The organism is Thauera mechernichensis, from assembly GCF_029588855.1.
Lineage (GTDB): Bacteria > Pseudomonadota > Gammaproteobacteria > Burkholderiales > Rhodocyclaceae > Thauera > Thauera mechernichensis.
This window is the reverse complement of the sequence record NZ_JARQZE010000002.1, coordinates 189,765-214,996: the sequence shown is the minus strand read 5'-3', so window position 1 is coordinate 214,996 and position 25,232 is coordinate 189,765. Positions and strand designations below refer to the sequence as shown.

Sequence of the window (25,232 nt, the reverse complement as noted above, 5' to 3'; positions counted from 1 at the left end):
CGCCGGCCCAGGCGCTCACGCCGTCGGCCAGGCCTCCAAAAACTGCCGCCAGTGCGGTGCATCCAGCCGCGCCAACGCGCTGCGCACGACCTCGACCTCGTCGGCCCACGCCTTGGCGTCGAGGTGGCCGCGCATGCGTTCGAACCGCAGATATACCAGATAAGTATTGACCACATCCGTCTCGCAATAGTCGCGGATCTCGGCAACCCGTCCGTCCTGGAAGGCCTGCCAGACTGCTGAACCGTCCATGCCGAGCTTGCCCGGATACCCCATCAGCTTGGCCAGGTCATCCAGCGGCGCATTGGCGCGCGGCTGATACATGGCGAGCAGGTCCATGAGATCGAGATGGCGGCTGTGGTAGCGCCCGATGTAGTTGTTCCACTTGAAATCGCGCGAGTCGTGGTAGTCACCCTCACCCTGATCCCAGTAGCGCGGCGCACAGACACCATGGAGCAGGCCACGGTAATGCAGCACCGGGAGGTCGAAGCCGCCGCCGTTCCACGACACGATCTGCGGCGTGTAGCGCTCGATCCCATCGAAAAAACGCTGGATGATCTCGCCCTCGCCCACATCCGGTTCGGACAGCGAGAACACGCGGAAGTGCTGTGCGTCGCGCAGCACACAGGAAATCGTCACCACGCGCTGCAGGTGGTGAGGCAGGAAATCCGTGCCATGGCTCGCCCGGCGCTGCTGGAAGGCCCACTCCGCGACCTCGAAATCCGACAGTGCGGCGGGCAGGTCACCGAGCGCGCGAATGCCGTCGACATCCGGAATGGTCTCGATGTCAAAAACGAGAACGGGCATCACTTGCGGACCCAGTTGCCGCCCTGCTGGACGTACCAGCCGGGCTGCGCGCGGTCGATCCAGCGTTGCGCAAAAGTCCGCCGGACATCGGCCTCCCACTCGGGACGGCCATTGGCGCGCGCGATCTCGCGATACAGCGCCGCACGATCGGCGTTCTCTGCGGCGAGCAGGCTATTCGCTTGCGCGCGCTGCGCCAGCGGGATCGCGCTGGCGTCGCGCAGCGCGACACTGCCATCGGCGGCAAGACCGATTGCCCCCGCCGCGTAAAGCGGCGCAAGCTGGGCGTGACGCTGCTGCATCGACTGCCGTAGCGCCGAGACTGCAGGCGTATCGATCTCGAGGTTACCCTGGGCATGAACGGCGCCCATGCCTCCGAGCGCCAGACACAGCAGCACGCACCAGCGTGTGAGTACCATCGACAGGTTCATTTGGAATCTCCTTGTGCGGCGGGCGTCTCGGCTGCAGCACCCTCGCGCAGCTGCCACACCTCGTCGATGATGCGATCGGCCGCCTTCTCGGCCGCTGCGGCAGGAAAATAGATGTTGATGGTGACACAGGCCGAGGCCGCGACGGCGAGCACCGTGACGGCTAGGCGACGCAGCCACGGCGCAGCCTGGGACGGCATGGGCACGGCGGACGAAACGGAATTGGATGCCACGGGATCCTCCTGCATGGGTTCGGAAGCCGGCGCTCAGCGCAGTTCGGGAGAGACGTTGTCGGCCATGACGCGCTGCAGGCGTTCAACCAACTCGTTCCAATTGACGCGTCGATTGTAGCCGATGACATCCAGCGCCGGGACGCCCCCGCCACGCACGATCACGAAGCCGCCATCCGCGCGCGCGCCGCCCTCCACACCATCCATCATGCATACACCGGCGCGCAACCTGCATGTCAGCCCGAGCTCGCGGTAGCCGAAAGTATCGAAGATGCCCAGCAGGCTGCGCTGAACGGCCGCCATCGCCCCGCCACCGCCCAGGGCGCTGATGTTCTGCACTGCACGCTGGCTGATGCGCCGCGGATAGCGCCCCGGGCTGCTGCTGATACGGGCATCGAAAGCCACCGGACGCCAACGCACCAACTCCAGGCCTGCGAGGCTCAGGTCCACGAAGCCCGTGACGCTGCCGAAACTGAAGGTATCGGTCAATTGGGAAAGGTCGAGACGGCGCCCCTCGATGTCCGCGCTCAAATGCGAAGCAACCCCGAAGGGCTCGACAAGACGCAGGCCGGTGGCCTGAAGATAGCCACCGAACACCGATACGACGAGCGCACCATTCAACGTAATTTCACCCGGACTGACCCGTACATCGGGCAGGGAAGCCGCGAGCACGCCCCCCATCCGTGGCATCTCGAGGGCCTCGGTCAGAAGCGGCATCGACACCGGCTCGATCACCACGCCCCCCACGCCCTGCCAACCGGCATCCGTGTGCGCGAGCGTGAGGTGTTCGATGACGAGGGCGCCGTCGAGCACAGGCAAACGGGCGGGCGCCAGGCTCAGCGAGCGCCCGTAGAGGCTGGCCTCGAGCTCGAAACTGCCCAGCGCGATCCGCTCCCATTGCCCACCACCAATCCGCAGCCGGCTTGAAGTGCTCGCACCTGCCTGCCACGCGAGGGTGCCACCGACAGGCCCAAGCGCGAAGCCGCCCCCGCCCGCAGCGCCGACGAAACCGAACCCAGCACCTTCCAGCCGGGCATCGATTTGGGCCAATTCCCCGTCCTGCAGCCGTAACAACCCGTCCAGTTGTCCGCCGAAGTACATGCGGTCGGCACTCGCCGGCGCAATCAAGGGCGCGATCCAGCGCGGCCCAAGCACACCGAGGTCAGCGTTGGTCAGTTCGAGTTCAAGCTCGAGTACGGCTGCCGTGTCGAGCTCGACACGCGCACTCGCATCCAGCCTGCCCACCCCCTCCAGCGCCACCTCGCCGCGCTCCACGACGACGACCCCGCCCTGCAGGCGCCCCTGCGCACGCACGCTCGGGCCAGCCTCGAGGTACAGCGGGTGCAGATAGGCGGCCCCATGTCGCCACTCGACCTCGCCCTGCCACGCCCAGCCGTCGTCGAGCGCCCGTGCCGTGCCTGAGATTGCGAGCTCGAGCGACTCGCCCGCCTGCAAACCGTCCGCGCTACCGAAGCCGGCATCGAACAGGCGCACATCGATGCTGACGCGCGCAGGCGAATTGCCGTCTGCACCCCAGCGCAATTCCCCATCCAGGGTAGCAACAGGGCGGAAACGCTCGAAGAGTGTGTCGATGTCGGCGTCCAGACCCGCCAGCACCGCGTGCAGCTTGTCCAGAGCAAGCCGATCCGCCCTCGCCCGCAGGCCGCCACCCTCGAAGGTGAGTCCGAGTCGCCCGCCATCGGCGAAGGTCAGACCGAGCTCGCCTCGACCATCACCAGCCAGCTCAAGCTCGGCCACCAGCGGCAAAACCCTGCCGGCGACGCTCAGGCGCGCAGCGCCGCAGTGCACCGCATCGAACGTCAGGGTGGCATGGCTGCAGCGCAACGCCAGGTCGCGCCACTGTCGCTGCCCCAGGCGCAGCCGGTCCACGCGCAACACCGCCGCGCCAGACTCGTATTCCAGGCTTAGCCGCTGCAGGGCCAGCATCGGGCTGGCGAGGTCGCCCAGGCGCAGCGCCAGGCGGTCGACGGCAGCCGCGGGCGCAAGTGACCACAGCACAGCCGCCGACAGCAGGAACAGAATGAGCAGCCGGCCCCGGCAGACCGTGCCGCGCCGCGAGAGCTCAGGCGGGGAAGACACCCGTCGACAGGTAACGGTCGCCACGGTCGCAGACAATCGAGACGATCACCGCGTTCTCGACCTGCGCTGCTACGCGCAGCGCGACATGCAGCGACCCGCCCGACGAGATGCCTGCGAAGATGCCTTCCTCGCGCGCCAGCCGGCGCGTCATCTCCTCGGCCTCGGCCTGACTCACACGCTCGACCCGATCGACGCGTGGACGCTCGAAGATCCGCGGCAGATAGGCCTCCGGCCACTTGCGGATACCGGGAATCTGCGAACCCTCCTCGGGCTCGCAACCGATGATGCAAACCGCCGGATTCTTCTCCTTGAGGAACCGGGAGGTACCCATGATGGTGCCCGTCGTGCCCATCGAGCTGACGAAGTGCGTCACCGTACCAGCGGTCTGCTCCCAGATCTCGGGCCCCGTGCCCTCGTAATGGGCGAGCGGGTTGTCCGGATTGGCAAACTGATCAAGGATGATGCCCTTGCCCTCGTCGCGCATACGCTCGGCGATATCGCGCGCCATCTCCATCCCGCCCGAGGTCGGCGTGAGCACGAGCTCTGCGCCGAACGCGCGCATGGTCTGGCGCCTTTCCACGCTCTGGTTCTCGGGCATCACCAGGATCATGCGGTAACCGCGCATCGCGGCAGCCATCGCCAGCGCGATCCCGGTATTGCCACTGGTGGCTTCGATCAGCGTATCGCCGGGCTTGATGTCTCCGCGAGCCTCCGCCCGCATCACCATCGACAGCGCCGGACGGTCCTTGACCGAGCCCGCCGGGTTGTTGCCCTCGAGCTTGGCGAGGATCACATTGTTGCGGCCGGCGTTGATGCGCTTGAGGCGCACCAGCGGAGTGTGGCCGACGTAGTCTTCTAGGGTCCTGAAGTCCATTGTGTTCATTCGCGCTCGTTGGAAAGGGGAGACACTGGATGTTTACCGCGATCGAACGCGGAGACGATGCTCAGGGCACGAGATCGAACTCTTCCGTTCGTCGCGGCGGGTAGGTTTCCCAGCCACCGCAGGCAGGGCAACGCCAGTGGAACTGGCGTGCCTTGAAACCACACGCGTCGCACCGATAACGGGCCACGCGCCGGGTGTGGCCATGGATCAACTGCTTGACCAGTTCGATATCGCCACGCTGCTCGACGGGAGCGGCAAGCAGGGCTGCCTCGAGCAGTTTGTCCAGACCGAGCAGGGTCGGATTGCGCCGCAACTCCTCACGCACCAGCTCGTATGCCGCCTTCGGCCCTTCGCGCTCCATCTCCCAATGAAAGAGCTCGTCGAGCAAATCCAGCGAGGCATGGGACGACAGCCAGGCGCTCAGCAGCTGATGCCCCTGCTCCACCAGGCCGCGCCTGCCATAGGCCTCCATGACACGCTCGGCGACCAGCGAAAGGTAGATCGGGTTCTGGTTCTCCACCCGCTTCCAGGCTTCGAGTGCTGCCTCATCGTCGCCGTTCGCGGCGTGCAGATCACCAAGCAGCAGACTGGCCCGTACACTACGTGGATTGACCACAAACGCCCGCTCCAGGTGCCCGCCAGCCTCATCGGGGCGGGAGTTGGCCATCGCGGCCGCAGCAAGCTCGCAGTGAAAGTTGGCGACCTCGGTGCGCCACAGGTGACTCTCGTGTTGAGGCAGGGCCTGCGCGACATCGATCGCCTTGGCCCAATCCTTCTCCTGCTGGTAAATCTCCAGCAGGTAACGCAGCGCGACGTCGTTCGCCGGCGTGCCGCGCAGCCGCACGAAGACGGCCTCGGCGCGATCGAGCAGTCCCGCCTTGAGGAAATCCTGGCCAAGCTCGCCCAGGGCCTGCAGGCGCTGCTCCTCGCTGAGGTCTTCGCGATCGACGAGCAGCTGGTGGATACGGATCGCGCGGTCGGTCTCTCCACGACGCCGGAACAGGCTGCCGAGCGCAAAATGGAGCTCAACCGTGTGCGGGTCGATGCGTACTGCCTCGACGAAGGCGTCGATCGCCTTGTCGGGCTGCTCGTTGAGCAGGAAGTTGAGTCCGCTCAGATAGGAGCGCGGCAGGGAGCGCGACTCCTTGACGACCTGGCGAATATCAATGCGCGCAGCCAACCAGCCGAGCGCGAAGAACAGCGGCAGGGCCAGAAGCCACCAGAACTCGATTTCCATGAGGCCTCAAGGCATGGGCAACTGGGCTTCGCCCGCTGCCGGGCCGACCTGAGGTTGCGCCCTGTCGCGCTCGGCTTGCTCGAGCTGACGGCGCAGGCGGGAGATCTCCCGACGCTGACGCATAAGCGACGCAAGGGTCGCCGTCACGCCCAGCAGGGCCCCTGCCGCGAAAGTCAGGAGAATGACGAATACCAGGGGAAGCTGCCACTGACTGCCGAAGAAAAAGCTCAGGGTCACAAGATGATCGTTCTTGATCGCGAACCCGAACAGCAGAAAGAACAGCACCAGGCGGATGAACCAGATGATTGCGCGCATGGCCGGCATTATCCCCGAGCAATGAACAAAAAAGAAGGCGGCCGCAGCCGCCTTCCATTATTGCCTGTAAATCCGATCGCCGCGCGGTCACGTGCCGCTGAGGTCCACCCGCTCGCGCAACTCCTTGCCCGCCTTGAAATGCGGGACGTATTTTTCCGGCACATGCACCTTCTCGCCGGATTTCGGGTTGCGCCCGGTACGGGGGGGACGGTAGTTCAGCGCAAAGCTGCCAAACCCGCGGATCTCGATGCGATCACCGCGCGCCAGCGCGTCAGTCATCGCATCGAGGATCATCTTGACCGCGTAATCGGCGTCCTTTGCGACCAGCTGGGGAAAACGCTCCGCCAGCTGGGCGATCAGCTCCGATTTGGTCATGATCGGTCAGCTTACTGCTTCTGCTCGTTCAGCTTTGCCTTGAGCAGGGCACCCAGGTTGGTCGTGCCAGCCGAGCCCGAACCTTCCGAGGCGAGCTTGTTCATGGCTTCGGACTGCTCGGCCTGATCCTTGGCGCGGATCGACAGACTGATCGAGCGGGTCTTGCGATCGACGTTGATCACCAGCGCCTCGACCTCGTCACCTTCCTTGAAGACGGTGGTCAGGTCATCAACGCGATGGGCAGCCGCTTCGGAAGCGCGCAGGTAGCCTTCGACATCGTCACCCAGCGAGATCACCGCACCGCGGGCCTCGACCGACTTCACGGTGCCGCGCACGAGGCTGTTCTTCTCGTGGGTGGCAATGAAGTTGGTGTAGGGGTCGCCTTCGAGCTGCTTGATGCCGAGCGAGATACGCTCGCGCTCGACGTCGATCGCCAGCACCACGGCCTCGACCTCGTCGCCCTTCTTGAACTTGCGCACGGCGTCTTCGCCGGACTCGCTCCAGGACAGGTCGGACAGGTGCACCAGACCATCGATGCCGCCTTCCAGGCCGATGAACACGCCGAAGTCGGTGATCGACTTGATCTGGCCACGGACCTTGTCACCCTTCTTGTGGTTGATGGCGAAATCGTCCCACGGGTTCGACATGCACTGCTTCATGCCCAGAGAGATGCGGCGACGGTCTTCGTCGATCTCGAGGATCATCACTTCGACCTCGTCGCCCAGCTGGACGACCTTGGTCGGGTGGATGTTCTTGTTGGTCCAGTCCATTTCGGACACGTGCACCAGGCCCTCGATGCCCTGCTCGACTTCGACGAAGGCGCCGTAGTCGGTGATGTTGGTGACCTTGCCGAACAGACGGGTGCCCTGCGGGTAACGACGCGAGATGCCGACCCACGGATCTTCGCCGAGCTGCTTGAGACCGAGCGAGACGCGGTTCTTTTCCTGGTCGAACTTGAGCACCTTGGCTTCGATCTCGTCACCGACGTTGAGCACTTCGCTCGGGTGACGGACGCGGCGCCAGGCCAGATCGGTAATGTGCAGCAGGCCATCGATGCCACCCAGGTCGACGAACGCACCGTAGTCGGTGATGTTCTTGACGATACCCTTGATGACGGTGCCTTCCTTGAGGTTCGAGAGCAGCTTCTCGCGCTCTTCGCCCATCGACTCTTCCAGCACGGCACGACGCGACACCACGACGTTATTGCGCTTGCGGTCGAGCTTGATGACCTTGAACTCGTATTCCTTGCCTTCGTACGGCGTGGTGTCCTTGACCGGACGCATGTCGACCAGCGAGCCCGGCAGGAAGGCGCGGATGCTGTTGGTCATGACGGTCAGGCCACCCTTGACGCGGCCAGTGATGACGCCCTTGACCAGGGAGCCTTCGTTGAGCGCCTTTTCGAGGTCGTTCCAGGCGGCGATGCGCTTGGCCTTCTCGCGCGACAGGCGGGTTTCGCCGTAGCCGTCTTCGAGCGCGTCGATGGCCACATGGACGAAGTCACCGACGTTGACCTCGAGTTCGCCGCGATCGTTGCGGAACTCCTCGATGGGCACGTAGCTTTCGGACTTCAGGCCGGCGTTGACGACGACGAAGTTCTGGTCGATGCGCACGACTTCGGCGGTGATGACTTCACCGGCGCGCATTTCCTGGAGGGCGAGGCTTTCCTCGAAGAGGGCGGCAAAGCTTTCTTCGAAGGAGGGGGTGGCGTTGGACATAGGGATAAGGATCCGGCACCGCCGTGGGACGGCAAACATGGTTGGTTCAAGAAAAAACGCGCCGAAGCCCACGCTTCTGCGCGACGGTTTCAGGCCGGACGCCTAGCCACCCGCCCGAACGAGGTCGAGCACGAAGGCCACGGCCTCGTCGACGGACCTCTCGGTGGTATCGAGCAGCACCGCATCCGGCAGTTTCACGAGGGGCGCGACAGGCCGGGCGGCATCGCGCGCATCCCGTTCCTGAAGGTCCTTCAGAAGACTTTGGATATTAGCAGGCATTCCCTTTTCCATCAACTGCTTATAGCGGCGCTCGGCACGCGACTCAGCGCTGGCGGTCAGGAACACCTTCACCCCGGCGTCGGGGAACACCACTGAGCCGATATCGCGCCCCTCGGCCACCAGGCCGGGGCCGATGCGATAGTCGCGCTGGCGGTCGAGCAGGGCCTCGCGCACCTGCCCCAACACCGCCACCTTCGACGCCCCGACCGAGCAGGTCTCGGAGCGGATCGCATCGCTGACATCCTCGCCTGCGAGCAGGATAAGGCCGTTCTCGAAACGTGCCGGGAGGTCCGCGGCAATCGCTGCGACGCCCGCCTCGTCATCCAGCGCAATGCCTGCACGCATGGCCGCAAGCGCAACCAGCCGGTACAGCGAGCCGCTGTCCAGACAATGCCAGCCCAGCGCCTCCGCCACGCGCGCCGCCACCGTCCCCTTGCCCGAAGCCGACGGCCCATCGATGGCGACGACCGGCACGGCTCGCGCCACCTGCCCGAACACGTCGAAATAGCCCGGGAAGGTCTTGTTGACGCAGCGCGGATCGTTGATGCGGAGCCGGCATCCGCCCAGCGTGACGAGCGAGAAGCACATGGCCATACGATGATCGTCGTAGGTATCGATCGCTGCCGGCTGCAGGCGCGCCGGCGGCGTCACCACGAGGTAGTCCTCGCCCTCCTCGATCTGCGCCCCGACCTTGCGCAGCTCGATCGCCATCGCCGCGATGCGGTCAGTCTCCTTGACGCGCCAGCTGGCGATATTGCGCAGCCGGCAGGGACCGTCGGCAAACAACGCTGCCACCGCCAGCGTCATCGCCGCGTCCGGGATGTGGTTGAGGTCCAGATCGAAGGCCTTGAGGCCTCCCTCGGCCGGCGCCGCGGCCTCGATCCAGTTGTCTCCCATGGTGATGCGGGCGCCGAGTTGCTCGAGCGCTTCGGCAAAGCGTACATCGCCCTGGATGCTCGCCCGCCCCACCCCTTCGACCCGCAGCGGGCCACCGCCGATCGCCCCCGCCGCCAGAAAGTAAGAGGCCGACGACGCGTCGCCTTCGACGAACACCGTTCCCGGGCTTCGATAGCGGGCGCCGCCGGGCACGACGAAGCGCTCCCAGCCATGCTGCTCGACCTGCACGCCGAAGCGCGCCATCAATTCGAGCGTGATGCGGATGTAGGGTTTGGAGATGAGTTCGCCGACGACCTCGACCGTAGTTTCCACTCCCGTCAGCGGGAGCGCCATCAGCAGAGCGGTAAGGAACTGGCTAGACACGTCGCCCCGCACCCTGACCACACCGCCCGAGCGGATGCTTGCCGGTCGCAGGTGCAGCGGCGGATAGCCCTCGTTGGCGGTGCACATGATGTCGGCACCGAGTGCACGCAGCGCGTCGACGAGGTCGCCGATCGGGCGCTCATGCATGCGCGGCACACCCGAGAGGCGGTACTCGCCCCCCGACAAGGCCAGGGCTGCGGTCAACGGCCGGAAGGCGGTACCGGCATTGCCAAGGAAGAGCTCGGCATGCTTGACCGGAAACGGTCCGCCAACGCCCCGCACGCGGTAGTCGAGCGAGTCGCCATTGCGCTCCCAGCACACGCCAAGCGTCTGCAGGGCGTCGAGCATGCGCTCGACATCGTCCGACAGCAGCAGATCGCGAATCTCGGTCTCGCCCTCGGCAAGCGCAGCAAGCAGCAGGACCCGGTTGGAAATGCTCTTCGAGCCCGGCAGGCGAACCGTACCGGCTGCACCGAGCATCGGCGGCAAATCGAGAAATTCCATCATCACCTCTCAGGGATCGCCCCAAGATGCGGGGCGGGAAGAACGGGAGCGGCTCCAGCGGCGAGCACGGCGGTCACAGCGCCACTCTCGGGCCAGCCAGGACTGCAGCCGATGCGGCGGCACCGCCGCGCTATTCTGCGGCCTGTACCGGCAAGCCCTCTGCCCATGCATTGCGCGCCCGGCGTGCACGCTCGAACACCGCCTCGAGACCGGCGCCATCACCGGCCTCAAGCAGCCCACGCAGGTGGGCGAGCTCACCGAGATAAGCGTCAAGCTCGTCGAGCAAGGCGACCCGGTTGGCGATGCAGATATCGCGCCACATCTCGGGATGACTGCCCGCGATGCGGGTGAAGTCGCGGAAGCCGCCCGCCGCATGGGAAAACAGCAAGGGCGCGTTGGGTCTGCGTGCGAAGTCATCGACCAGGCCGAACGCCAACAGGTGCGGCAGATGACTGACCGCCGCAAAGACCCGGTCGTGCTCGCCGGGGCTCATGTCCACCACGCGTGCACCACAGGCTTCCCAGGCGGCACGCACGAGCTCGACCGCCGCTGCGCGACTCTCGGGCAGCGGGGTCAGCACTGCCTTGCGTCCGATGTAGAGCTCGGCAAACGCGGCTTCGACGCCGCTCTTTTCCGCACCTGCAATCGGGTGCGCAGGCACGACATCGGCAAGTGCGCCGGAGAGGTGGCGGTGCACCGCCTCGATCACGTCACGCTTGGTGCTGCCCGCATCCGTGACTACCGTACCTGGCCGCAGGTGAGGCGCCATCGCCGCCATGATCGCGTCCATCTGGCCAACGGGCGCTGCAAGCAGGACCAGGTCGGCGCCGTCGAGCGCATCCGCCCAGCCGGCCGCGACCTCGTCGATCACACCCAGCGCGAGTGCCCGCTGCAGGGGCTCGGGGCGCCGCCCTACGCCGACAACCCGCCCCACCTGCCCGGCACGGCGCAAGGCAAGGGCAAAGGAGCCGCCGATGAGGCCGACGCCGCAGATGACGAGCTTGCCGATCAGGGCCATCCTGCACCCTCCACTCAGGACAGGGCGCGGCGAAGCGCAGCGATGAAACGGGCGTTCTCTTCGGGCAGGCCGATCGAGACACGCAGCCAGTGCGGCATGCCATAGGCTGCAATCGGACGCACGATGACGCCCTGCTTGAGCAGTGCCTGGTTGATACCGATCGCATCACCGACCTTGAAGGTGACGAAGTTTCCAAACGACGGAATCCACTCCAGCCCCAGTTCGGCAAAGGCCTGGGTAAGTTGGACCATGCCGCGTCGGTTGATCTCGGCACTGCGGGCGATGAACTCTTCGTCGCCCAGCGCCGCCTCGGCCGCCGCCAGACCGACGCTGGTCACGTTGAACGGCTGGCGAACCCGGTTCATCAGATCGGCCACCTCGGGATGCGTCACTGCGTAGCCGACGCGCAGCCCGGCCAGGCCATAAGCCTTGGAGAAGGTGCGCGAAACGAGCAGGTTCGGATAGCGCCCTACCCAGGCCATCGCGTCGTAGCGCTGCTCGGGCGCAAGGTATTCGGTGTAAGCCTCGTCGAGCACCACCAGCACATGTTTGGGCACCGCACTGATGAACGCCTCCAGCTCGCCCCCCGGAACGAAGGTGCCGGTGGGATTATTCGGATTGGCGACGAAAACCACACGCGTCTGCGGCCGGATCGCAGCCAACATCGCCGCCAGATCATGACCGAAGTTGCGCGCAGGCACCTCGATTCCACGCGCGCCGCGCGCATGCGTCGCCAGCGGATAGACCGCGAACGCGTGCTGCGAATAGACCGCCGACAACCCCGGCGCCAGAAAAGCCTGCGACACCAGTTCCAGGATGTCGTTGGAGCCGTTGCCGACCACGATCTGCTCAGGGGCCAGGCCAAACTTGTTGCACAACGCGCTCTTGAGTGCGAAAGCGCCACCGTCCGGGTAGCGCGCCACATCGCCTATCGCATCGCGTGCGGCGTCGCGCGCCGCAGGGCTCATGCCGAGCGGATTCTCGTTCGATGCGAGCTTGACGATGCTCGATTCGGCCAGCCCCATCTCGCGAGCGAGCTCCGAGATGGGCTTGCCCGGCTGGTAGGCCATGATCGAGCGGATGTAGTCGGGTGCCATCGAGGCGATGCTCATCGTCTTCTCCTGTTTGTTCTGCATGCCGGTCGGGCTGCAGCATCAAGCGTCGCGCACCGGCGCCAGCCGCGCGCGCTCGCGCTGTGTCAGATTGCCGCCACCGGATACGAGCCGATGACCTTGACGAACGCTGCGCGATCGTTGAGTTCGGCAAGCGCAGCCGCCACCTCGGGATCGTCGCGGTGTCCATTGATGTCCGCGTAGAACACATACTCCCACAGCCCCGAGCGCGCCGGCCGCGACTGCAGCTTGGTCATGTCGACCCCATGGCGGGCCATGGGTTCGAGCAGGCCATGGATGGCGCCGGGACGGTTCGGTGCCGAGAACACCAACGAGGTGCGATCCTGGCCGGAGGGGCCCGCGTCATGGTCGGCGATGACCAGGAAGCGCGTCGTGTTGTTGGGATCATCCTCGATGTTGGGGGCGAGAATGTTGAGGCCGTAGAGTTGCGCGGCCGCCTCACCGGCGATGGCGCAGGACTCCGGATCCTCTGAGGCCATGCGCGCGGCCTCGGCATTGCTCGCCACCGGGATGCGCGGCAGATGCGGCAGGTTGCGGTTCAGCCACTCGTGGCACTGCGCCAGCGACTGGGCATGCGAGTAGACACGGCGGGCCGCGCCGATGCCGTCGGCGCGCGACATCAGCTGCTGGTGGATGCGCAAGCGCACCTCGCCGCACACCTTGAGCGGATTGGCGAGGAGCAAGTCAAGCGTGCCGCCCACCGCCCCCTCGGTAGAGTTCTCGACCGGCACCACGCCGTAGTCGGCATTGCCTGCCTCGACCGCTCGAAAGACGTCGTCGATCGCCGCCATGGCCATGAAATTGGGCGCGGAGCCGAAATGCTTGCGGCTGGCACTTTCGGAGAAGGTCCCGGCCGGGCCGAGATAGGCCACGCGCAGCGGCTGCTCCAAGCCCAGGCAGGCCGACATGACCTCGCGGAAGATGGTCTTCACCGCATCGGGTGACAAGGGCCCGGGGTTGAGTTCGGCCAAGCGGCGCAGCACCTGGGCCTCACGCTCGGGGCGGTAGTACATGACGCCGCGTTTGATCTCCCCGACCCGTTGCGCGCAGCGCGCGCGCTCGGACAGGCGGGCGAGGATTTCCTCATCGAGGCGGTCGATCTCGTTGCGCAGTTTCAGCAGTTCGTCGCTCATGCTCGGCCCATGGCCCCCTTCAAGTTCCGCGTGTGGTTCTCGTTCGTGTGCTGCCCGGCGCGCTCAGCCGCGGCGAGCAGCGAAGTCGCGCATGAAATCGACCAGCGCCTGCACGCCTGCGATCGGCATCGCGTTGTAGATCGATGCCCGCATGCCGCCGACCGACTTGTGCCCCTTCAGCTGCACCAGGCCGGCCGCTCTCGACTCTGCCAGGAAGGCCTCGTTCAAGGACTCATCCTTCAGGAAGAAGGGCACGTTCATGCGCGAACGGCAAGCCGGGTCGATGCGATTCTCGTAGAAGTCGCTGGCATCGAGGAAGTCGTACAGCAGCTTCGCCTTGGCAATGTTGTGCGCCTCGACCGCCGCCAAACCGCCCTCGCGCTTGAGCCACTGGAAGACCAGGCCGGCGATGTAGATCGCGTAGGTGGGCGGCGTGTTGTACATCGAGCCGTTGTCGGCCACGGTCTTGTAATCGAAGGCGCTCGGGCAGTGCGGCATCGCGCGCCCGAGCAGGTCCTCGCGCACGATCACGATGGTCAGGCCCGCCGGGCCGATGTTCTTCTGTGCGCCGCCGAAGATCAAGCCGTACTTGGCCACGTCGATCGCGCGCGACAGGATGTGCGAGGACATGTCGGCCACCACCGGCACCTCGCCGCAGCCGATCTGCGTCAGATCGGGCTCGAAGGGGTACTCGACGCCGCCGATGGTCTCGTTGGTGCAGGTGAACACATACGCCGGATCGGCAGACAGCCTCCAGTCCGTCATCGGCGGCACGGTCGCGAAGCCGCTCGCCTCGGAGGTGGCCACGATGTTCACCTCGGCGTACTTGCGCGCCTCCTTCTGCGACTTCTGCGACCACGCGCCGGTGACCACATAGTCGGCCACGCGCCTGCCGCCCATCAGGTTCATCGGGATGATCGCGTTCTCGGCGATCGCGCCGCCCTGCATGAAGAGGATGCGGTAGTTCGCCGGCACCGCCAGCAGCTCGCGCAGGTCCGCCTCAGCCTGGGCGGCAATGGCGGTGAACTCCTTGCCGCGATGGCTCATTTCCATCACGCCCATACCGCTGCCTTGCCAGTCGAGCATCTCGTCGGCGGCCTGGCGCAGCACCTCTTCGGGCAGCGCCGCTGGACCCGCGCTGAAGTTCCATACGCGACTCATCAGGCGCCACCCTCCTCGCCATCGGCAGATCCGTCAGCAGCATCGCCCGCCTCGCCCGCAGGCCTCTGCACCGAGGCGGCTGCCTCCTCCTCGGTCTCACCTTCGCCATTGACACGCATGCTCTCGTCCGACTCGGACTCGGCCACCTTCTCGACGCTGGCAAGCCAGGTGCCTTCATCGAGGCTGATCAGCGTCACGCCCTGGGTCGAACGACCCATCTCGCGGATGCTCTCCACACCAGTTCGGATGAGCACGCCGCCGGTCGAGATCAGCATGATTTCGTCGCTGGGCTCGACCAGCACCGCAGCCACCAGCTTGCCGTTGCGGTCGCTGGTCTGGATCGCGATCATGCCCTTGGTGCCGCGGCCATGGCGGGTGTATTCGGCCACCGGCGTGCGCTTGCCGTAGCCGTTTTCGGTCGCAGTCAGCACTGACTGCGACTCGTCCTTGGCCACCAGCATGGCGATCACCGACTGGCCGTCCTCGAGCATCATGCCACGCACGCCGCGCGCATCGCGCCCCATCGGGCGCACGTCGGTCTCGGCAAAGCGCACCGCCTTGCCGGCGTCGGAGAACAACATCACGTCGCACTGGCCGTCGGTGATCGCCACCCCGATCAGGTGGTCGCCGTCGTCCAGATTGACGGCGATGATGCCGGCCTTGCGCGGGTTGGAGAAGGCGGTGAGCGCCGTCTTCTTGACCGTGCCTTCCGAGGTCGCCATGAACACGAAGTGCTCCTCGTCGAACTCCTTGATCGGCAGCACCGCAGTGATCTTCTCACCTTCGATCAGCGGGAAGAGATTGACGATGGGCTTGCCGCGCGAGTTGCGCGTACCTTCGGGCACCTCGTACACCTTGAGCCAGTAGCAGCGCCCGCGGCTGGAGAAGCACAGCACGGTGTCGTGGGTGTTGGCGACGAAGAGATGGTCGATGAAGTCCTCGTCCTTCATCGAGGTGGCCTGCTTGCCGCGGCCGCCGCGACGCTGGGCACGGTAGTCGGCCAGCGGCTGGCGCTTGAAGTAGCCGGTGTGCGACAGGGTCACGACCATGTCTTCCGGCGTGATCAAGTCCTCGATGTTGATCTCGGCGGTGTTCATCACCAGCTCCGAGCGGCGCGGGTCCCCAAACTGATTGCGGATCGCACCGAGCTCGTCGACGATGATCGCAGTGATGCGCTCGGGGCGCGCCAGGATGTCGAGCAGGTCGGTGATGACGTCCATCACCTCGCGGTATTCGCCGACGATCTTGTCCTGCTCGAGGCCGGTCAGACGCTGCAGGCGCAGTTCGAGAATCGCCTGGGCCTGGGTTTCGGACAGACGGTAGCCCTGCGCCTGCAGGCCGTACTGCGGATCCAGCCCTTCCGGCCGGTAGCTGTCGGCGAGCGCGCGCGACAGCATCTCTTCGACCAGCGCCGAGCGCCACTCGCGCGCCATCAGTTCGCGCTTGGCGTCGGAAGGCGTGGGCGCAGCCTTGATCAGCGCAATGATCTCGTCGACGTTGGACAGCGCCACCGCCAGACCTTCGAGGATGTGACCGCGGTCACGCGCCTTGCGCAGTTCGAAGATGGTGCGGCGGGTGACGACCTCGCGACGATGCTCGAGGAAGCACACCAGCATCTGCTTGAGGTTGAGCAGGCGCGGCTTGCCGTCGACCAGCGCCACCATGTTCATGCCGAAGCTGTCCTGCAGCTGGGTGTGCTTGAACAGCTTGTTGAGCACCACCTCGGGCATCTCGCCGCGCTTCAACTCGATCACCAGGCGCATGCCCGACTTGTCGGACTCATCGCGGATCTCGCTGATGCCCTCGATCTTCTTCTCGTTGACCAGCTCGGCCATGCGCTCCTGCAAGGTGCGCTTGTTCACCTGGTAGGGCAGCTCGTCAACGATGATGGCCTGGCGGTCGGTCTTGCCGATGGGCTCGAAGTGGGTGCGCGCACGCATGATCACGCGACCGCGGCCGGTGCGGTAGCCCTCGCGCACGCCAGCAAGGCCGTAGATGAGGCCCGCGGTCGGGAAGTCCGGCGCCTGGACGATGTCGATCAGCGCCTCGATATCGGTGTCGGGATCCTCGAGCAGCTTCAGGCAGGCGTCGACCACCTCACCGAGGTTATGCGGCGGGATGTTGGTCGCCATGCCGACCGCGATGCCGCTCGAACCGTTGATCAGCAGGTTCGGAATGCGCGCCGGCATGACCAGCGGCTCCTTCTCCGAGCCGTCGTAGTTCGGGCCGAAGTCCACCGTTTCCTTGTCGATGTCGGCCAGCAGCTCGTGGCCGATGCGCGCCATGCGGATTTCGGTGTAACGCATCGCCGCCGCGTTGTCGCCGTCGACCGAGCCGAAGTTACCCTGTCCATCGACCAGCATGTAGCGCAGCGAGAAATCCTGCGCCATGCGCACGATGGTGTCGTACACCGCCGTATCGCCGTGCGGGTGGTACTTACCAATGACGTCACCGACGATACGCGCTGACTTCTTGTAGGCGCGGTTCCAGTCGTTGGACAGCTCGTGCATTGCGAACAACACGCGCCGATGCACCGGCTTGAGGCCGTCGCGCGCATCCGGGAGTGCCCGACCCACGATCACGCTCATTGCGTAATCGAGGTAGGAGTGCCGCATCTCCTCTTCAAGGCTGATCGGCAGAGTTTCCTTGGCGAACTGAGTCATGCTGGGAGCGGGCGTACCGCGTTTACCAAAACGCGAAATATTAACACGCGCGCCCTCCGCCCGCCCCGCCTTGGGCATCGGCGCATGCTCAAGGCACGATCACTCCAGCGCGGCGATGGCATCCTCGCGCCAGAAACGTAGCGCCGCGTAATACCCCTCCCACACGCAGCCGTTGCAACCGCGCCCGCAGCAGCTGTCGGGCACTGGCGGTGGCGCGCGCAGGGCAAGGCCGCGCGCCTGCAGCGCGAGCTGCACCAGACTCACCAGCGCTTGCGCCTCGGCAAGATTGCGCATCGGCAGCGCAACCAGATCGCTCGTTCGCATGTTTCAGATCCTCGGCCGAAAAAATGCGGCTCCAGCCCTTGAAATGACCAGACCGACCCCAATTTACCAGCGTCAGGAATTTACGGGAGCCTTATCCATGCAGGAACAGAACCCTTCGACGACGCCCGCCGATGAACTGGAAGTCCAGGCTGCCACCGCCGAACACGCCGCCAGCGATGCATCCAACGCGATCGACAGCATGCCCAGCCTCGAGGAGAGCCTGCGACAGGCCGAACTGAAGGCCGCCGAGCATCACGACGCCTGGCTGCGCGCCAAGGCCGAGACCGAGAATGTGCGTCGCCGCGCGCAGGAAGACATCGGCAAGGCCGCCAAGTTTGCCGCCGAGAAGTTCGCCAGCGCGATGCTGCCGGTCAAGGACAGCCTGGAGGCAGCCCTCGCGGTGGACAACCAGACCGTCGAGAAGCTGCGCGAAGGCGTCGAGTTGACGCTCAAGCAACTTGTCGCCGCTTTCGAAGGCGCGAGCCTGGCCGAAGAGAACCCCGTTGGCCAGAAGTTCGATCCGAACAAGCATCAGGCGATCAGCGCGGTCGAGTCGGACGCCGAACCCAACACCGTGGTCACGGTGCTGCAGAAGGGCTATCTGCTCAACGAGCGCGTCCTCCGCCCGGCACTGGTCATGGTGGCAAAGGCCAAGGGCCAGTAAGGAATCTGCGCGCGGCGGCTTGAAACCGTTGCGCGCCCCCCCATATTCGATCCAGACCGGCGCGCTACGAGCCGCGCCTCCAAATAAAGACTGAACTGACTGAGAAGGAACACTCATGGGCAAGATCATCGGCATCGACCTCGGCACCACCAACAGCTGCGTCTCCGTGATGGAAGGCGGCAAGCCGAAGGTCATCGAAAACTCCGAAGGCGCACGCACCACCCCGTCGGTGGTGGCCTACGCCGAGGACGGTGAAATCCTGTGCGGCGCGCCGGCCAAGCGCCAGGCCGTCACCAACGCCAAGAACACCCTGTTCGCAATCAAGCGCCTGATCGGCCGTCGCTTCGAAGAGAAGGAAGTCCAGAAGGACATCGCCATGATGCCCTTCACCATCGCCAAGGCCGACAACGGCGACGCCTGGGTTGAAGTGCGTGGCAAGAAGATCGCACCGCCGCAGGTTTCCGCCGAGATCCTTCGCAAGATGAAGAAGACCGCCGAGGACTACCTCGGCGAGGAAGTGACCGAAGCAGTCATCACCGTGCCGGCTTACTTCAACGACAGCCAGCGCCAGGCCACCAAGGACGCCGGCCGCATCGCCGGCCTCGAGGTCAAGCGCATCATCAACGAGCCGACCGCGGCCGCGCTCGCCTTCGGCATGGACAAGAAGCCGGGCGACTCCAAGATCGCCGTGTATGACCTCGGCGGCGGCACCTTCGACATCTCGATCATCGAGATCGCCGACCTCGACGGCGAGCACCAGTTCGAAGTGCTGGCGACCAACGGCGACACCTTCCTGGGTGGCGAGGACTTCGACCAGCGCATCATCGACTACATCGTCACCGAGTTCAAAAAGGAACAGGGCGTCGATCTCAAGAACGACGTGCTCGCACTGCAGCGCCTGAAGGAAGCGGCCGAGAAGGCCAAGATCGAGCTGTCCTCGGGCCAGCAGACCGAGATCAACCTGCCCTACATCACTGCCGACGCCTCGGGCCCGAAGCACCTGGCGATCAAGATCACCCGCGCCAAGTTCGAGTCGCTGGTCGAAGACCTGATCGAGCGCTCGATCGCGCCCTGCCGCATCGCCCTCAAGGACGCCGGCCTCAAGGTGTCGGACATCGACGACGTGATCCTGGTCGGCGGCCAGACCCGCATGCCCAAGGTCATCGACAAGGTGAAGGAATTCTTCGGCAAGGAACCGCGCCGTGACGTGAACCCGGACGAGGCCGTCGCCGTGGGCGCCTCCATCCAGGGCGGCGTGCTGCAGGGCGAGGTCAAGGACGTACTGCTGCTCGACGTCACCCCGCTGTCGCTGGGCATCGAGACCCTGGGCGGCGTGATGACCAAGCTGATCCAGAAGAACACCACGATCCCGACCAAGGCCAGCCAGGTATTCTCCACCGCCGACGACAACCAGAGCGCGGTGACCATCCACGTGCTGCAGGGCGAGCGCGAGATGGCCTCGGGCAACAAGAGCCTGGGCCAGTTCAACCTCTCCGACATCCCGCCGGCGCCGCGCGGCATGCCGCAAATCGAGGTCACCTTCGACATCGACGCCAACGGCATCCTGCACGTGTCGGCCAAGGACAAGGCCACCGGCAAGGAGAACAAGATCAAGATCCAGGCCAACTCCGGTCTGTCGGACGAGGAAGTCGAGCGCATGGTGCGCGACGCCGAGGCACACGCCGAGGAAGACAAGAAGGCCCACGAACTGGTCGACGCCCGCAACCAGTGCGACGCGCTGATCCACTCGACCAAGAAGGCGCTGGGCGAGTACGGCGACAAGCTCTCCGACGACGAGAAGGCCAAGATCGAAGCCGCGATCAAGGACGCCGAAGAGGCCATCAAGAGCGGCGACAAGGACACCATCGAAGCCAAGAGCCAGGCCCTGGCCATGGCAGCGCAGAAGCTCGGCGAGCAGATGTACGCCCAGGCCCAGACCGAAGGCGGTGCCCAGGGCGCAGCCGGTGGCCAGCAGGCTGGCGGCAAGGCCGAGGATGCCGACGTGGTGGATGCCGAATTCACCGAAGTGAAGGACAAGAAGTAATCGTCACTCTGGCGACCCCTTCGCGGCCGAGCCCCGCCGGAGCCCTGCTCTGGCGTCGGCTCGGCCTTTGCTTGAGACCAGACTGAGCGACGCACCATGTCCAAAAGGGATTACTACGAAGTCCTCGGCGTCAACCGCGACGCCGGCGACGATGAGATCAAGAAGGCCTACCGCAAGCTGGCCATGAAGTTCCACCCGGACCGCAATCCGGACAACAAGGAAGCGGAAGAGAAGTTCAAGGAGGCCAAGGAGGCCTACGAGATGCTCTCCGACCCGCAGAAGAAGGCGGCCTACGACCGCTACGGCCACGCCGGTGTCGACCCGTCGATGGGTGGCGGCGGTCAGGGCTTCGAAAGCGGCTTCGCCGATGCCTTCGGCGACATCTTCGGCGACCTGTTCGGCGGCGGAGGCCGCGGCGGCCGCTCCAACGTCTATCGCGGCGCCGACCTGCGCTACAACCTCGAGATCACGCTCGAGGAGGCTGCGCGTGGCGCGGAGAAGACCATCCGCATCCCCACCGTCGAGGAATGCGGCACCTGCCACGGCAGCGGCGCCAAGCCCGGCACCCAGCCCAAGACCTGCCCGACCTGTAACGGCCACGGCCAGGTGCGCGTGCAGCAGGGTTTCTTCTCGATCCAGCAGACCTGCCCGAAGTGCCATGGCAGCGGCAGGATCATCCCCGACCCCTGCCGCGACTGCGGCGGTGCCGGCAGGGTGAAGAAGCAGAAGACGCTGGAGGTGAAGATTCCCGCCGGTATCGACGAAGGCATGCGCCTGCGCCACGCCGGCCATGGCGAACCCGGCGTCAACGGTGGCCCGCCGGGCGACCTCTACGTCGAGATCCACATCCGCAAGCACGCGGTGTTCGAGCGCGACCACGACGACCTGCACTGCGAGATGCCGATCAGCATCACCACGGCAGCCCTCGGCGGCGAGATCGAGATTCCGACTCTCGAAGGCATGGCGCGCCTGAAGATCCCGGCCGAAACCCAGAGCGGCAAGGTCTTCCGCCTGCGCGGCAAGGGCATCAAGAACGTACGCAGCCATGCGCATGGCGACCTGATGTGCCACGTCGTAGTCGAGACGCCGGTCAGTCTCACCGATCGCCAGAAGGAGTTGCTGCGCGAGTTCGAAGAGATCTCCAGCGGTAACGCCGACCGCCACAACCCCAAAGCCAAAGGCTGGATGGACAAGGTGCGCGACTTCTTCGGCAACTGAGCCCGGGCTACCCATCGGAAGAACGCCCGCCCTGCAATGCAGGAGCGGGCGTTTTTACATCTCTTGCAGTCCGTGGCCTGGGCCTCGTGCGCCGATGCGCACTACCTCAGGCGTCAGGCGCGGCGCCAGGTGGTGCCGCCAGGCCCGTCCTCCAGGACGATGCCGGCCGCGGTCAGCTCGGTCCGGATCCGATCAGCCTCGGCGTAATCCTTTGCCTTCTTGGCTGCGGCGCGCGCCGCAATGCGGGCTTCGATCTCACCGGCATCAAGGCCCGCCGCATCCGCAGCGCCAGCCTGCAAGAAGGCCCGCGGGTCGCGCTGAAGCAGGCCCAGCACGCCTGCCAGGGCCTTGAGTTGCCGCGCCAGAGCGGGCGACGCACTGCGGTTGACCTCGTTCGCCAGTTCGAACAGCGCCGCGACCGCCTCTGCGGTGTTGAAGTCGTCGTCCATCGCCGCGCGGAAACGCCGGGCGTGAGCCTCTTCCCAATCCACCTCGGCATCGCCCTGCACCGGCACGTTCTTCAGCGCGGTATAAAGGCGCGTGAGCGCGTTGCGGGCGTCCTCGAGGTGGGTGTCGGAGTAGTTGAGCGCGCTACGGTAGTGCGCACGCAGGATGAAGAAGCGCACCACCTCGGGGTCGTACTTCTGCAGCACCTCGCGGATGGTGAAGAAGTTGCCGAGCGACTTCGACATCTTCTCGTCATCGACGCGCACGAAGCCGTTGTGCATCCAGTAATTGACGAAGGCGTGGCCGTGCGCGCCCTCGGACTGGGCGATCTCGTTCTCGTGGTGCGGGAACTGCAGGTCCATGCCACCACCGTGGATGTCGAAGTGGTCGCCGAGCAGATCCGAGCTCATTGCCGAGCACTCGATGTGCCAGCCGGGCCGGCCCTCGCCCCACGGCGACGCCCACTTCACCTCGCCAGGCTCTTCGGTCTTGGCGTGCTTCCACAGCACGAAGTCGAGCGGGTCGTTCTTGTCCTGCGCCACGTCGACACGCTCACCGGCGCGCAACTCGTCGAGCGACTTGCCCGACAGCTTGCCGTAGCCCTCGAACTTGCGCACCGCGTAGCACACGTCGCGGTTGGCGGCGACGTAGGCGAGGCCTTTGTGCTCGAGGCGCGAGATCAGCGACTGCATCTGGGCAACGTAGTCGGTGGCGCGCGGCTCGTGGTCGGGGCGCAGCACGCCCAGTGCATCGGCGTCCTCGTGCATCGCTGCGATGAAGCGGTCGGTGAGCGCGCGGATGGTCTCGCCATTCTCCTGCGCGCGACGGATGATCTTGTCATCGATGTCGGTAATGTTGCGCACGTAGGTGACGTCCAGCCCGCTCGCACGCAGCCAGCGCGCCACCATGTCGAACACCACCATCACGCGTGCATGCCCGAGGTGACAGAAGTCGTACACCGTCATGCCGCAAACGTACATGCGGACCTTGCCAGGTTCGATGGGCGTGAAGACTTCCTTGTTGCGCGACAGGGTGTTGTAGATGTTGAGCATCGGGATGACGGAAATACCGAAGATGAAGCACGCTGTGAGCGCGATTGTGAGGGGTGGGGCTTGTTGCTAGAATCTTGCGTCCAGCGGGCTCCAGGCCCGCATCGGCAGGGCGCAAATATACCACGGCAGCGGACCTCGCCCTTTCGTCATCCCTGCCTGCAAGGAAGGTTCGCGACATCTGTGCGAGAGCCTGCGCCAGTCCTGAGATGCCTTCACGCCCGTGGCCATGCGGCCAAGCACCGGAGACCCCATGAAAAAGCAATTGATCGCCTTTGCAGTGCTCGCAGCGAGTGCCTTGAGCACGCTGGCCGCCAACCCGATGGTCGAACTCAAGACCAACCAAGGCGAGATCGTGGTCGAACTGTTCGCCGACAAGGCGCCGAAGTCGGCAGAGAACTTCGTCCAGTACGTCAAGGACGGTCACTACAACGGCACCATCTTTCACCGTGTGATCGATGGCTTCATGGTCCAGGGCGGTGGCTTCGACGCCGACATGAAGCAAAAGAGCACCCGCGCCCCGATCGAGAACGAAGCGAAGAACGGCCTCAGGAACGAACCCGGCACCCTGGCCATGGCGCGCACCGCCGACCCACACTCGGCCTCGGCACAGTTCTTCATCAACCTCGTCCCCAACACCTTCCTCGACTACCCTTCGCGCGACGGCTGGGGCTACGCCGTGTTCGGCAAGGTGGTGAAGGGCATGGACGTGGTCGACAGGATCGCCAAGGTCCCGACCGCGAACCGCGGTTTCCACCAGAACGTGCCGGTCGAGCCCGTGGTCGTGGAAAGCGCCCGCCTGCTCGACACTCCGGCAGGCAAGGCCGGCAAGTAAGAAGGGCCCTTCAATGGACGGGCGAGCGCACGCACTGCCCGGACGACAACAACCTCCCCAGGAGAGCACCACATGGCAGTCAAGTTGCACACCAACCACGGCGTCATCACCCTCGAACTCGACGCCGACAAGGCACCGGTCACGGTCGCCAACTTCCTCGCCTATGTGGAAGCCGGCCACTACGACAACACCATCTTCCACCGGGTCATTGACGGCTTCATGATCCAGGGCGGCGGTTTCGAGCCCGGCATGAACCAGAAGCCCACCGGCGAACAGATCAAGAACGAAGCCGACAACGGCCTGAAGAACGAACGCGGCACCATCGCCATGGCGCGCACCCAGGCGCCCCACTCCGCCACCGCGCAGTTCTTCATCAACGTTGCCGATAACGACTTCCTCAACCACCGCTCGCCCGACACCCAGGGCTGGGGCTACTGCGTGTTCGGCCGTGTCACCGAGGGCCTGGATGTGGTCGACTCGATCCGCAAGGTCAAGACCGGCTCCAGCGGCTTCCACCAGGACGTGCCCAAGGAGGACGTGGTCATCGAGCGCGCCGAAGTCGCCTGATCGTGACCACGCGCAGCGCCTCGCAAGCCAGCCCGCAGCCGGCGGTTCCGGACGGGTCTGGCGCGCCGATGCCGGAGGCCGCACGCGCGGCCCTTCCGGCATTGTTCATCTCCGACCTGCACCTGAGCGAAGACGAACCAGCCAACGTCGAGGCCTTCCTCGCCTTCCTGGAGGGCCCGGCACGCGAGGCGGCGAGCCTGTTCATCCTCGGCGACCTGTTCGAATACTGGGCGGGTGACGACGATCTTGCCACGCCCTTCAATGCGCGCATTGCAGAAGCAATCCGCACGCTCTCGTGCAGTGGCACCGCAGTGCACTTCATGACCGGCAACCGCGACCTGCTTGCCGGCCCGGCCTTTGCGACCGCGATCGGCGCGACCCTGCTCGATGACCCCGCATGCGTGCGCTTCGGTGACGCGGCAAACGCCCCCGTGCTCCTGCTCTCACACGGCGACGCCCTGTGCACAGACGACCTCGCCTACCAGGCCTACCGCCGCCAGGTACGGGACCCTGCCTGGCAAGCCGGCTTCCTCGCTGAACCCCTGGCTGCGCGCAAGGCCTTCATCGCCAGCCTGCGCCAGAAGAGCGAAACCGCCAAGGCCGGAAAATCGATGGAGATCATGGACGTCAACGCGGAGGCGGTCGCAGCCCTGCTCCGCAGCCACGACTACCCAATCTTTGTCCACGGCCACACCCACCGCCCGGACCACCACGCGCTGAAGGTCGATGGCCGCGAGTGCGCGCGCCACGTGCTCTCCGACTGGCGGGGCGCCGCCTGTTGGCTAGCCTTCGACGGCAGCCGGTTCAGCGCCCACACCGGCACAAGCGCCGGCTGAGCAATCCGGCTGC

23 protein-coding genes are annotated in these 25,232 nt (G+C 65.5%); 6 read left to right on the top strand and 17 right to left on the bottom strand.

Features of this window, described 5'->3' with window-relative positions; all coding sequences use genetic code 11:
* Positions 1 to 15: 15 nt before the first annotated feature.
* The 16 genes from P7F68_RS03910 to P7F68_RS03835 form a co-directional block, all read right to left on the bottom strand.
* Entirely contained in the window at positions 16 to 804 is a 789-nt protein-coding gene (locus P7F68_RS03910; protein WP_277830873.1) for a 3'-5' exonuclease, read from the bottom strand.
* A complete protein-coding gene (locus P7F68_RS03905; protein WP_277830871.1) occupies positions 804 to 1,232 on the bottom strand; it encodes a YdbL family probable chaperone protein in 429 nt (142 codons plus the stop codon). The genes P7F68_RS03910 and P7F68_RS03905 overlap by 1 nt, the downstream gene beginning before the upstream one ends.
* The gene (locus P7F68_RS03900; RefSeq protein ID WP_002935733.1) at positions 1,229 to 1,462 is read right to left on the bottom strand and encodes a hypothetical protein; all 234 of its coding nucleotides are present in this window, start codon (positions 1,460 to 1,462) and stop codon (positions 1,229 to 1,231) included. The genes P7F68_RS03905 and P7F68_RS03900 overlap by 4 nt, the downstream gene beginning before the upstream one ends.
* 33 nt (positions 1,463 to 1,495) lie before the next feature.
* Positions 1,496 to 3,559, bottom strand: a complete 2,064-nt coding sequence (locus P7F68_RS03895) for a translocation/assembly module TamB domain-containing protein (protein WP_277830868.1) — start codon at positions 3,557 to 3,559, stop codon at positions 1,496 to 1,498.
* Positions 3,543 to 4,433 carry a cysteine synthase CysM gene (gene cysM / locus P7F68_RS03890; protein WP_002935735.1) on the bottom strand — a complete coding sequence of 297 codons (891 nt, stop codon included), beginning with the start codon at positions 4,431 to 4,433 and terminating at the stop codon, positions 3,543 to 3,545. The genes P7F68_RS03895 and cysM overlap by 17 nt, the downstream gene beginning before the upstream one ends.
* A 70-nt stretch (positions 4,434 to 4,503) precedes the next feature.
* The gene (gene lapB / locus P7F68_RS03885; protein ID WP_277830866.1) at positions 4,504 to 5,679 is read right to left on the bottom strand and encodes a lipopolysaccharide assembly protein LapB; all 1,176 of its coding nucleotides are present in this window, start codon (positions 5,677 to 5,679) and stop codon (positions 4,504 to 4,506) included.
* Between the two features lie 6 nt (positions 5,680 to 5,685).
* Positions 5,686 to 5,994 carry a LapA family protein gene (locus P7F68_RS03880; protein WP_002923824.1) on the bottom strand — a complete coding sequence of 103 codons (309 nt, stop codon included), beginning with the start codon at positions 5,992 to 5,994 and terminating at the stop codon, positions 5,686 to 5,688.
* 87 nt (positions 5,995 to 6,081) lie between these two features.
* Entirely contained in the window at positions 6,082 to 6,369 is a 288-nt protein-coding gene (locus P7F68_RS03875; protein WP_002923822.1) for an integration host factor subunit beta, read from the bottom strand.
* Positions 6,370 to 6,380: 11 nt separating this feature from the next.
* Positions 6,381 to 8,084 carry a 30S ribosomal protein S1 gene (gene rpsA, locus P7F68_RS03870; protein WP_277830861.1) on the bottom strand — a complete coding sequence of 568 codons (1,704 nt, stop codon included), beginning with the start codon at positions 8,082 to 8,084 and terminating at the stop codon, positions 6,381 to 6,383.
* A gap of 102 nt (positions 8,085 to 8,186) precedes the next feature.
* A complete protein-coding gene (locus P7F68_RS03865; protein ID WP_277830859.1) occupies positions 8,187 to 10,127 on the bottom strand; it encodes a bifunctional 3-phosphoshikimate 1-carboxyvinyltransferase/cytidylate kinase in 1,941 nt (646 codons plus the stop codon).
* Between the two features lie 130 nt (positions 10,128 to 10,257).
* Positions 10,258 to 11,145 carry a prephenate dehydrogenase gene (locus P7F68_RS03860; protein WP_002923819.1) on the bottom strand — a complete coding sequence of 296 codons (888 nt, stop codon included), beginning with the start codon at positions 11,143 to 11,145 and terminating at the stop codon, positions 10,258 to 10,260.
* 14 nt (positions 11,146 to 11,159) lie between these two features.
* Positions 11,160 to 12,257: a histidinol-phosphate transaminase gene (gene hisC, locus P7F68_RS03855; protein ID WP_277831223.1), complete on the bottom strand. Its 1,098-nt coding sequence runs from the start codon at positions 12,255 to 12,257 to the stop codon at positions 11,160 to 11,162.
* An 86-nt stretch (positions 12,258 to 12,343) separates the two neighbouring features.
* A complete protein-coding gene (gene pheA / locus P7F68_RS03850; protein ID WP_002923817.1) occupies positions 12,344 to 13,411 on the bottom strand; it encodes a prephenate dehydratase in 1,068 nt (355 codons plus the stop codon).
* A 63-nt stretch (positions 13,412 to 13,474) separates the two neighbouring features.
* The gene (gene serC, locus P7F68_RS03845) at positions 13,475 to 14,572 is read right to left on the bottom strand and encodes a 3-phosphoserine/phosphohydroxythreonine transaminase (protein ID WP_277830854.1); all 1,098 of its coding nucleotides are present in this window, start codon (positions 14,570 to 14,572) and stop codon (positions 13,475 to 13,477) included.
* Positions 14,572 to 17,235 (bottom strand): DNA gyrase subunit A, encoded by a 2,664-nt coding sequence (gyrA, locus tag P7F68_RS03840; protein ID WP_002935739.1) that lies wholly within the window; start codon positions 17,233 to 17,235, stop codon positions 14,572 to 14,574. The genes serC and gyrA overlap by 1 nt, the downstream gene beginning before the upstream one ends.
* Positions 17,236 to 17,334: 99 nt before the next feature.
* Positions 17,335 to 17,559: an oxidoreductase-like domain-containing protein gene (locus P7F68_RS03835; RefSeq protein WP_002923814.1), complete on the bottom strand. Its 225-nt coding sequence runs from the start codon at positions 17,557 to 17,559 to the stop codon at positions 17,335 to 17,337.
* Positions 17,560 to 17,656: 97 nt separating this feature from the next.
* Here P7F68_RS03835 and grpE point away from each other — a divergent pair, with 97 nt between their 5' ends.
* From grpE to dnaJ, 3 genes are all read left to right on the top strand, one after another.
* Positions 17,657 to 18,223, top strand: coding sequence for a nucleotide exchange factor GrpE (grpE, locus tag P7F68_RS03830; protein WP_002935740.1), 567 nt, complete (start codon positions 17,657 to 17,659; stop codon positions 18,221 to 18,223).
* 115 nt (positions 18,224 to 18,338) lie between these two features.
* A complete protein-coding gene (gene dnaK / locus P7F68_RS03825) occupies positions 18,339 to 20,267 on the top strand; it encodes a molecular chaperone DnaK (RefSeq protein ID WP_277830846.1) in 1,929 nt (642 codons plus the stop codon).
* A 96-nt stretch (positions 20,268 to 20,363) separates the two neighbouring features.
* Positions 20,364 to 21,485, top strand: coding sequence for a molecular chaperone DnaJ (gene dnaJ, locus P7F68_RS03820; RefSeq protein ID WP_277830844.1), 1,122 nt, complete (start codon positions 20,364 to 20,366; stop codon positions 21,483 to 21,485).
* A 113-nt stretch (positions 21,486 to 21,598) separates the two neighbouring features.
* On the opposite strand, the gene cysS is transcribed toward dnaJ, so the two are convergent.
* Positions 21,599 to 22,984 carry a cysteine--tRNA ligase gene (cysS, locus tag P7F68_RS03815; protein WP_002935743.1) on the bottom strand — a complete coding sequence of 462 codons (1,386 nt, stop codon included), beginning with the start codon at positions 22,982 to 22,984 and terminating at the stop codon, positions 21,599 to 21,601.
* A gap of 250 nt (positions 22,985 to 23,234) precedes the next feature.
* On the opposite strand from cysS, the gene P7F68_RS03810 reads away from it, so the two are divergent.
* The 3 genes from P7F68_RS03810 (at position 23,235) to P7F68_RS03800 (ending at position 25,219) form a co-directional block, all read left to right on the top strand.
* Positions 23,235 to 23,816: a peptidylprolyl isomerase gene (locus P7F68_RS03810; RefSeq protein WP_277830842.1), complete on the top strand. Its 582-nt coding sequence runs from the start codon at positions 23,235 to 23,237 to the stop codon at positions 23,814 to 23,816.
* Between the two features lie 72 nt (positions 23,817 to 23,888).
* Positions 23,889 to 24,383: a peptidylprolyl isomerase gene (locus P7F68_RS03805; RefSeq protein WP_002923803.1), complete on the top strand. Its 495-nt coding sequence runs from the start codon at positions 23,889 to 23,891 to the stop codon at positions 24,381 to 24,383.
* Positions 24,384 to 24,451: 68 nt separating this feature from the next.
* A complete protein-coding gene (locus P7F68_RS03800; RefSeq protein WP_277831221.1) occupies positions 24,452 to 25,219 on the top strand; it encodes a UDP-2,3-diacylglucosamine diphosphatase in 768 nt (255 codons plus the stop codon).
* Positions 25,220 to 25,232 lie beyond the last annotated feature (13 nt).

Excerpts from the sequence above, each read along its gene's own strand:
- P7F68_RS03910 (WP_277830873.1), bottom strand. The coding sequence starts at position 804 with ATGCCCGTTCTCGTTTTTGACATCGAGACCATTCCGGATGTCGACGGC.
- P7F68_RS03905 (WP_277830871.1), bottom strand. The coding sequence starts at position 1,232 with ATGAACCTGTCGATGGTACTCACACGCTGGTGCGTGCTGCTGTGTCTG.
- cysM (WP_002935735.1), bottom strand. The coding sequence starts at position 4,433 with ATGGACTTCAGGACCCTAGAAGACTACGTCGGCCACACTCCGCTGGTG.
- lapB (WP_277830866.1), bottom strand. The coding sequence starts at position 5,679 with ATGGAAATCGAGTTCTGGTGGCTTCTGGCCCTGCCGCTGTTCTTCGCG.
- P7F68_RS03880 (WP_002923824.1), bottom strand. The coding sequence starts at position 5,994 with ATGCGCGCAATCATCTGGTTCATCCGCCTGGTGCTGTTCTTTCTGCTG.
- P7F68_RS03875 (WP_002923822.1), bottom strand. The coding sequence starts at position 6,369 with ATGACCAAATCGGAGCTGATCGCCCAGCTGGCGGAGCGTTTTCCCCAG.
- rpsA (WP_277830861.1), bottom strand. The coding sequence starts at position 8,084 with ATGTCCAACGCCACCCCCTCCTTCGAAGAAAGCTTTGCCGCCCTCTTC.
- P7F68_RS03865 (WP_277830859.1), bottom strand. The coding sequence starts at position 10,127 with ATGGAATTTCTCGATTTGCCGCCGATGCTCGGTGCAGCCGGTACGGTT.
- P7F68_RS03860 (WP_002923819.1), bottom strand. The coding sequence starts at position 11,145 with ATGGCCCTGATCGGCAAGCTCGTCATCTGCGGCGTCGGCCTCATCGGC.
- hisC (WP_277831223.1), bottom strand. The coding sequence starts at position 12,257 with ATGAGCATCGCCTCGATGGCACCCGACTACATCCGCTCGATCATGGCC.
- pheA (WP_002923817.1), bottom strand. The coding sequence starts at position 13,411 with ATGAGCGACGAACTGCTGAAACTGCGCAACGAGATCGACCGCCTCGAT.
- serC (WP_277830854.1), bottom strand. The coding sequence starts at position 14,572 with ATGAGTCGCGTATGGAACTTCAGCGCGGGTCCAGCGGCGCTGCCCGAA.
- gyrA (WP_002935739.1), bottom strand. The coding sequence starts at position 17,235 with ATGACTCAGTTCGCCAAGGAAACTCTGCCGATCAGCCTTGAAGAGGAG.
- P7F68_RS03835 (WP_002923814.1), bottom strand. The coding sequence starts at position 17,559 with ATGCGAACGAGCGATCTGGTTGCGCTGCCGATGCGCAATCTTGCCGAG.
- grpE (WP_002935740.1), top strand. The coding sequence starts at position 17,657 with ATGCAGGAACAGAACCCTTCGACGACGCCCGCCGATGAACTGGAAGTC.
- dnaK (WP_277830846.1), top strand. The coding sequence starts at position 18,339 with ATGGGCAAGATCATCGGCATCGACCTCGGCACCACCAACAGCTGCGTC.
- dnaJ (WP_277830844.1), top strand. The coding sequence starts at position 20,364 with ATGTCCAAAAGGGATTACTACGAAGTCCTCGGCGTCAACCGCGACGCC.
- cysS (WP_002935743.1), bottom strand. The coding sequence starts at position 22,984 with ATGCTCAACATCTACAACACCCTGTCGCGCAACAAGGAAGTCTTCACG.
- P7F68_RS03810 (WP_277830842.1), top strand. The coding sequence starts at position 23,235 with ATGAAAAAGCAATTGATCGCCTTTGCAGTGCTCGCAGCGAGTGCCTTG.
- P7F68_RS03805 (WP_002923803.1), top strand. The coding sequence starts at position 23,889 with ATGGCAGTCAAGTTGCACACCAACCACGGCGTCATCACCCTCGAACTC.
- P7F68_RS03800 (WP_277831221.1), top strand. The coding sequence starts at position 24,452 with ATGCCGGAGGCCGCACGCGCGGCCCTTCCGGCATTGTTCATCTCCGAC.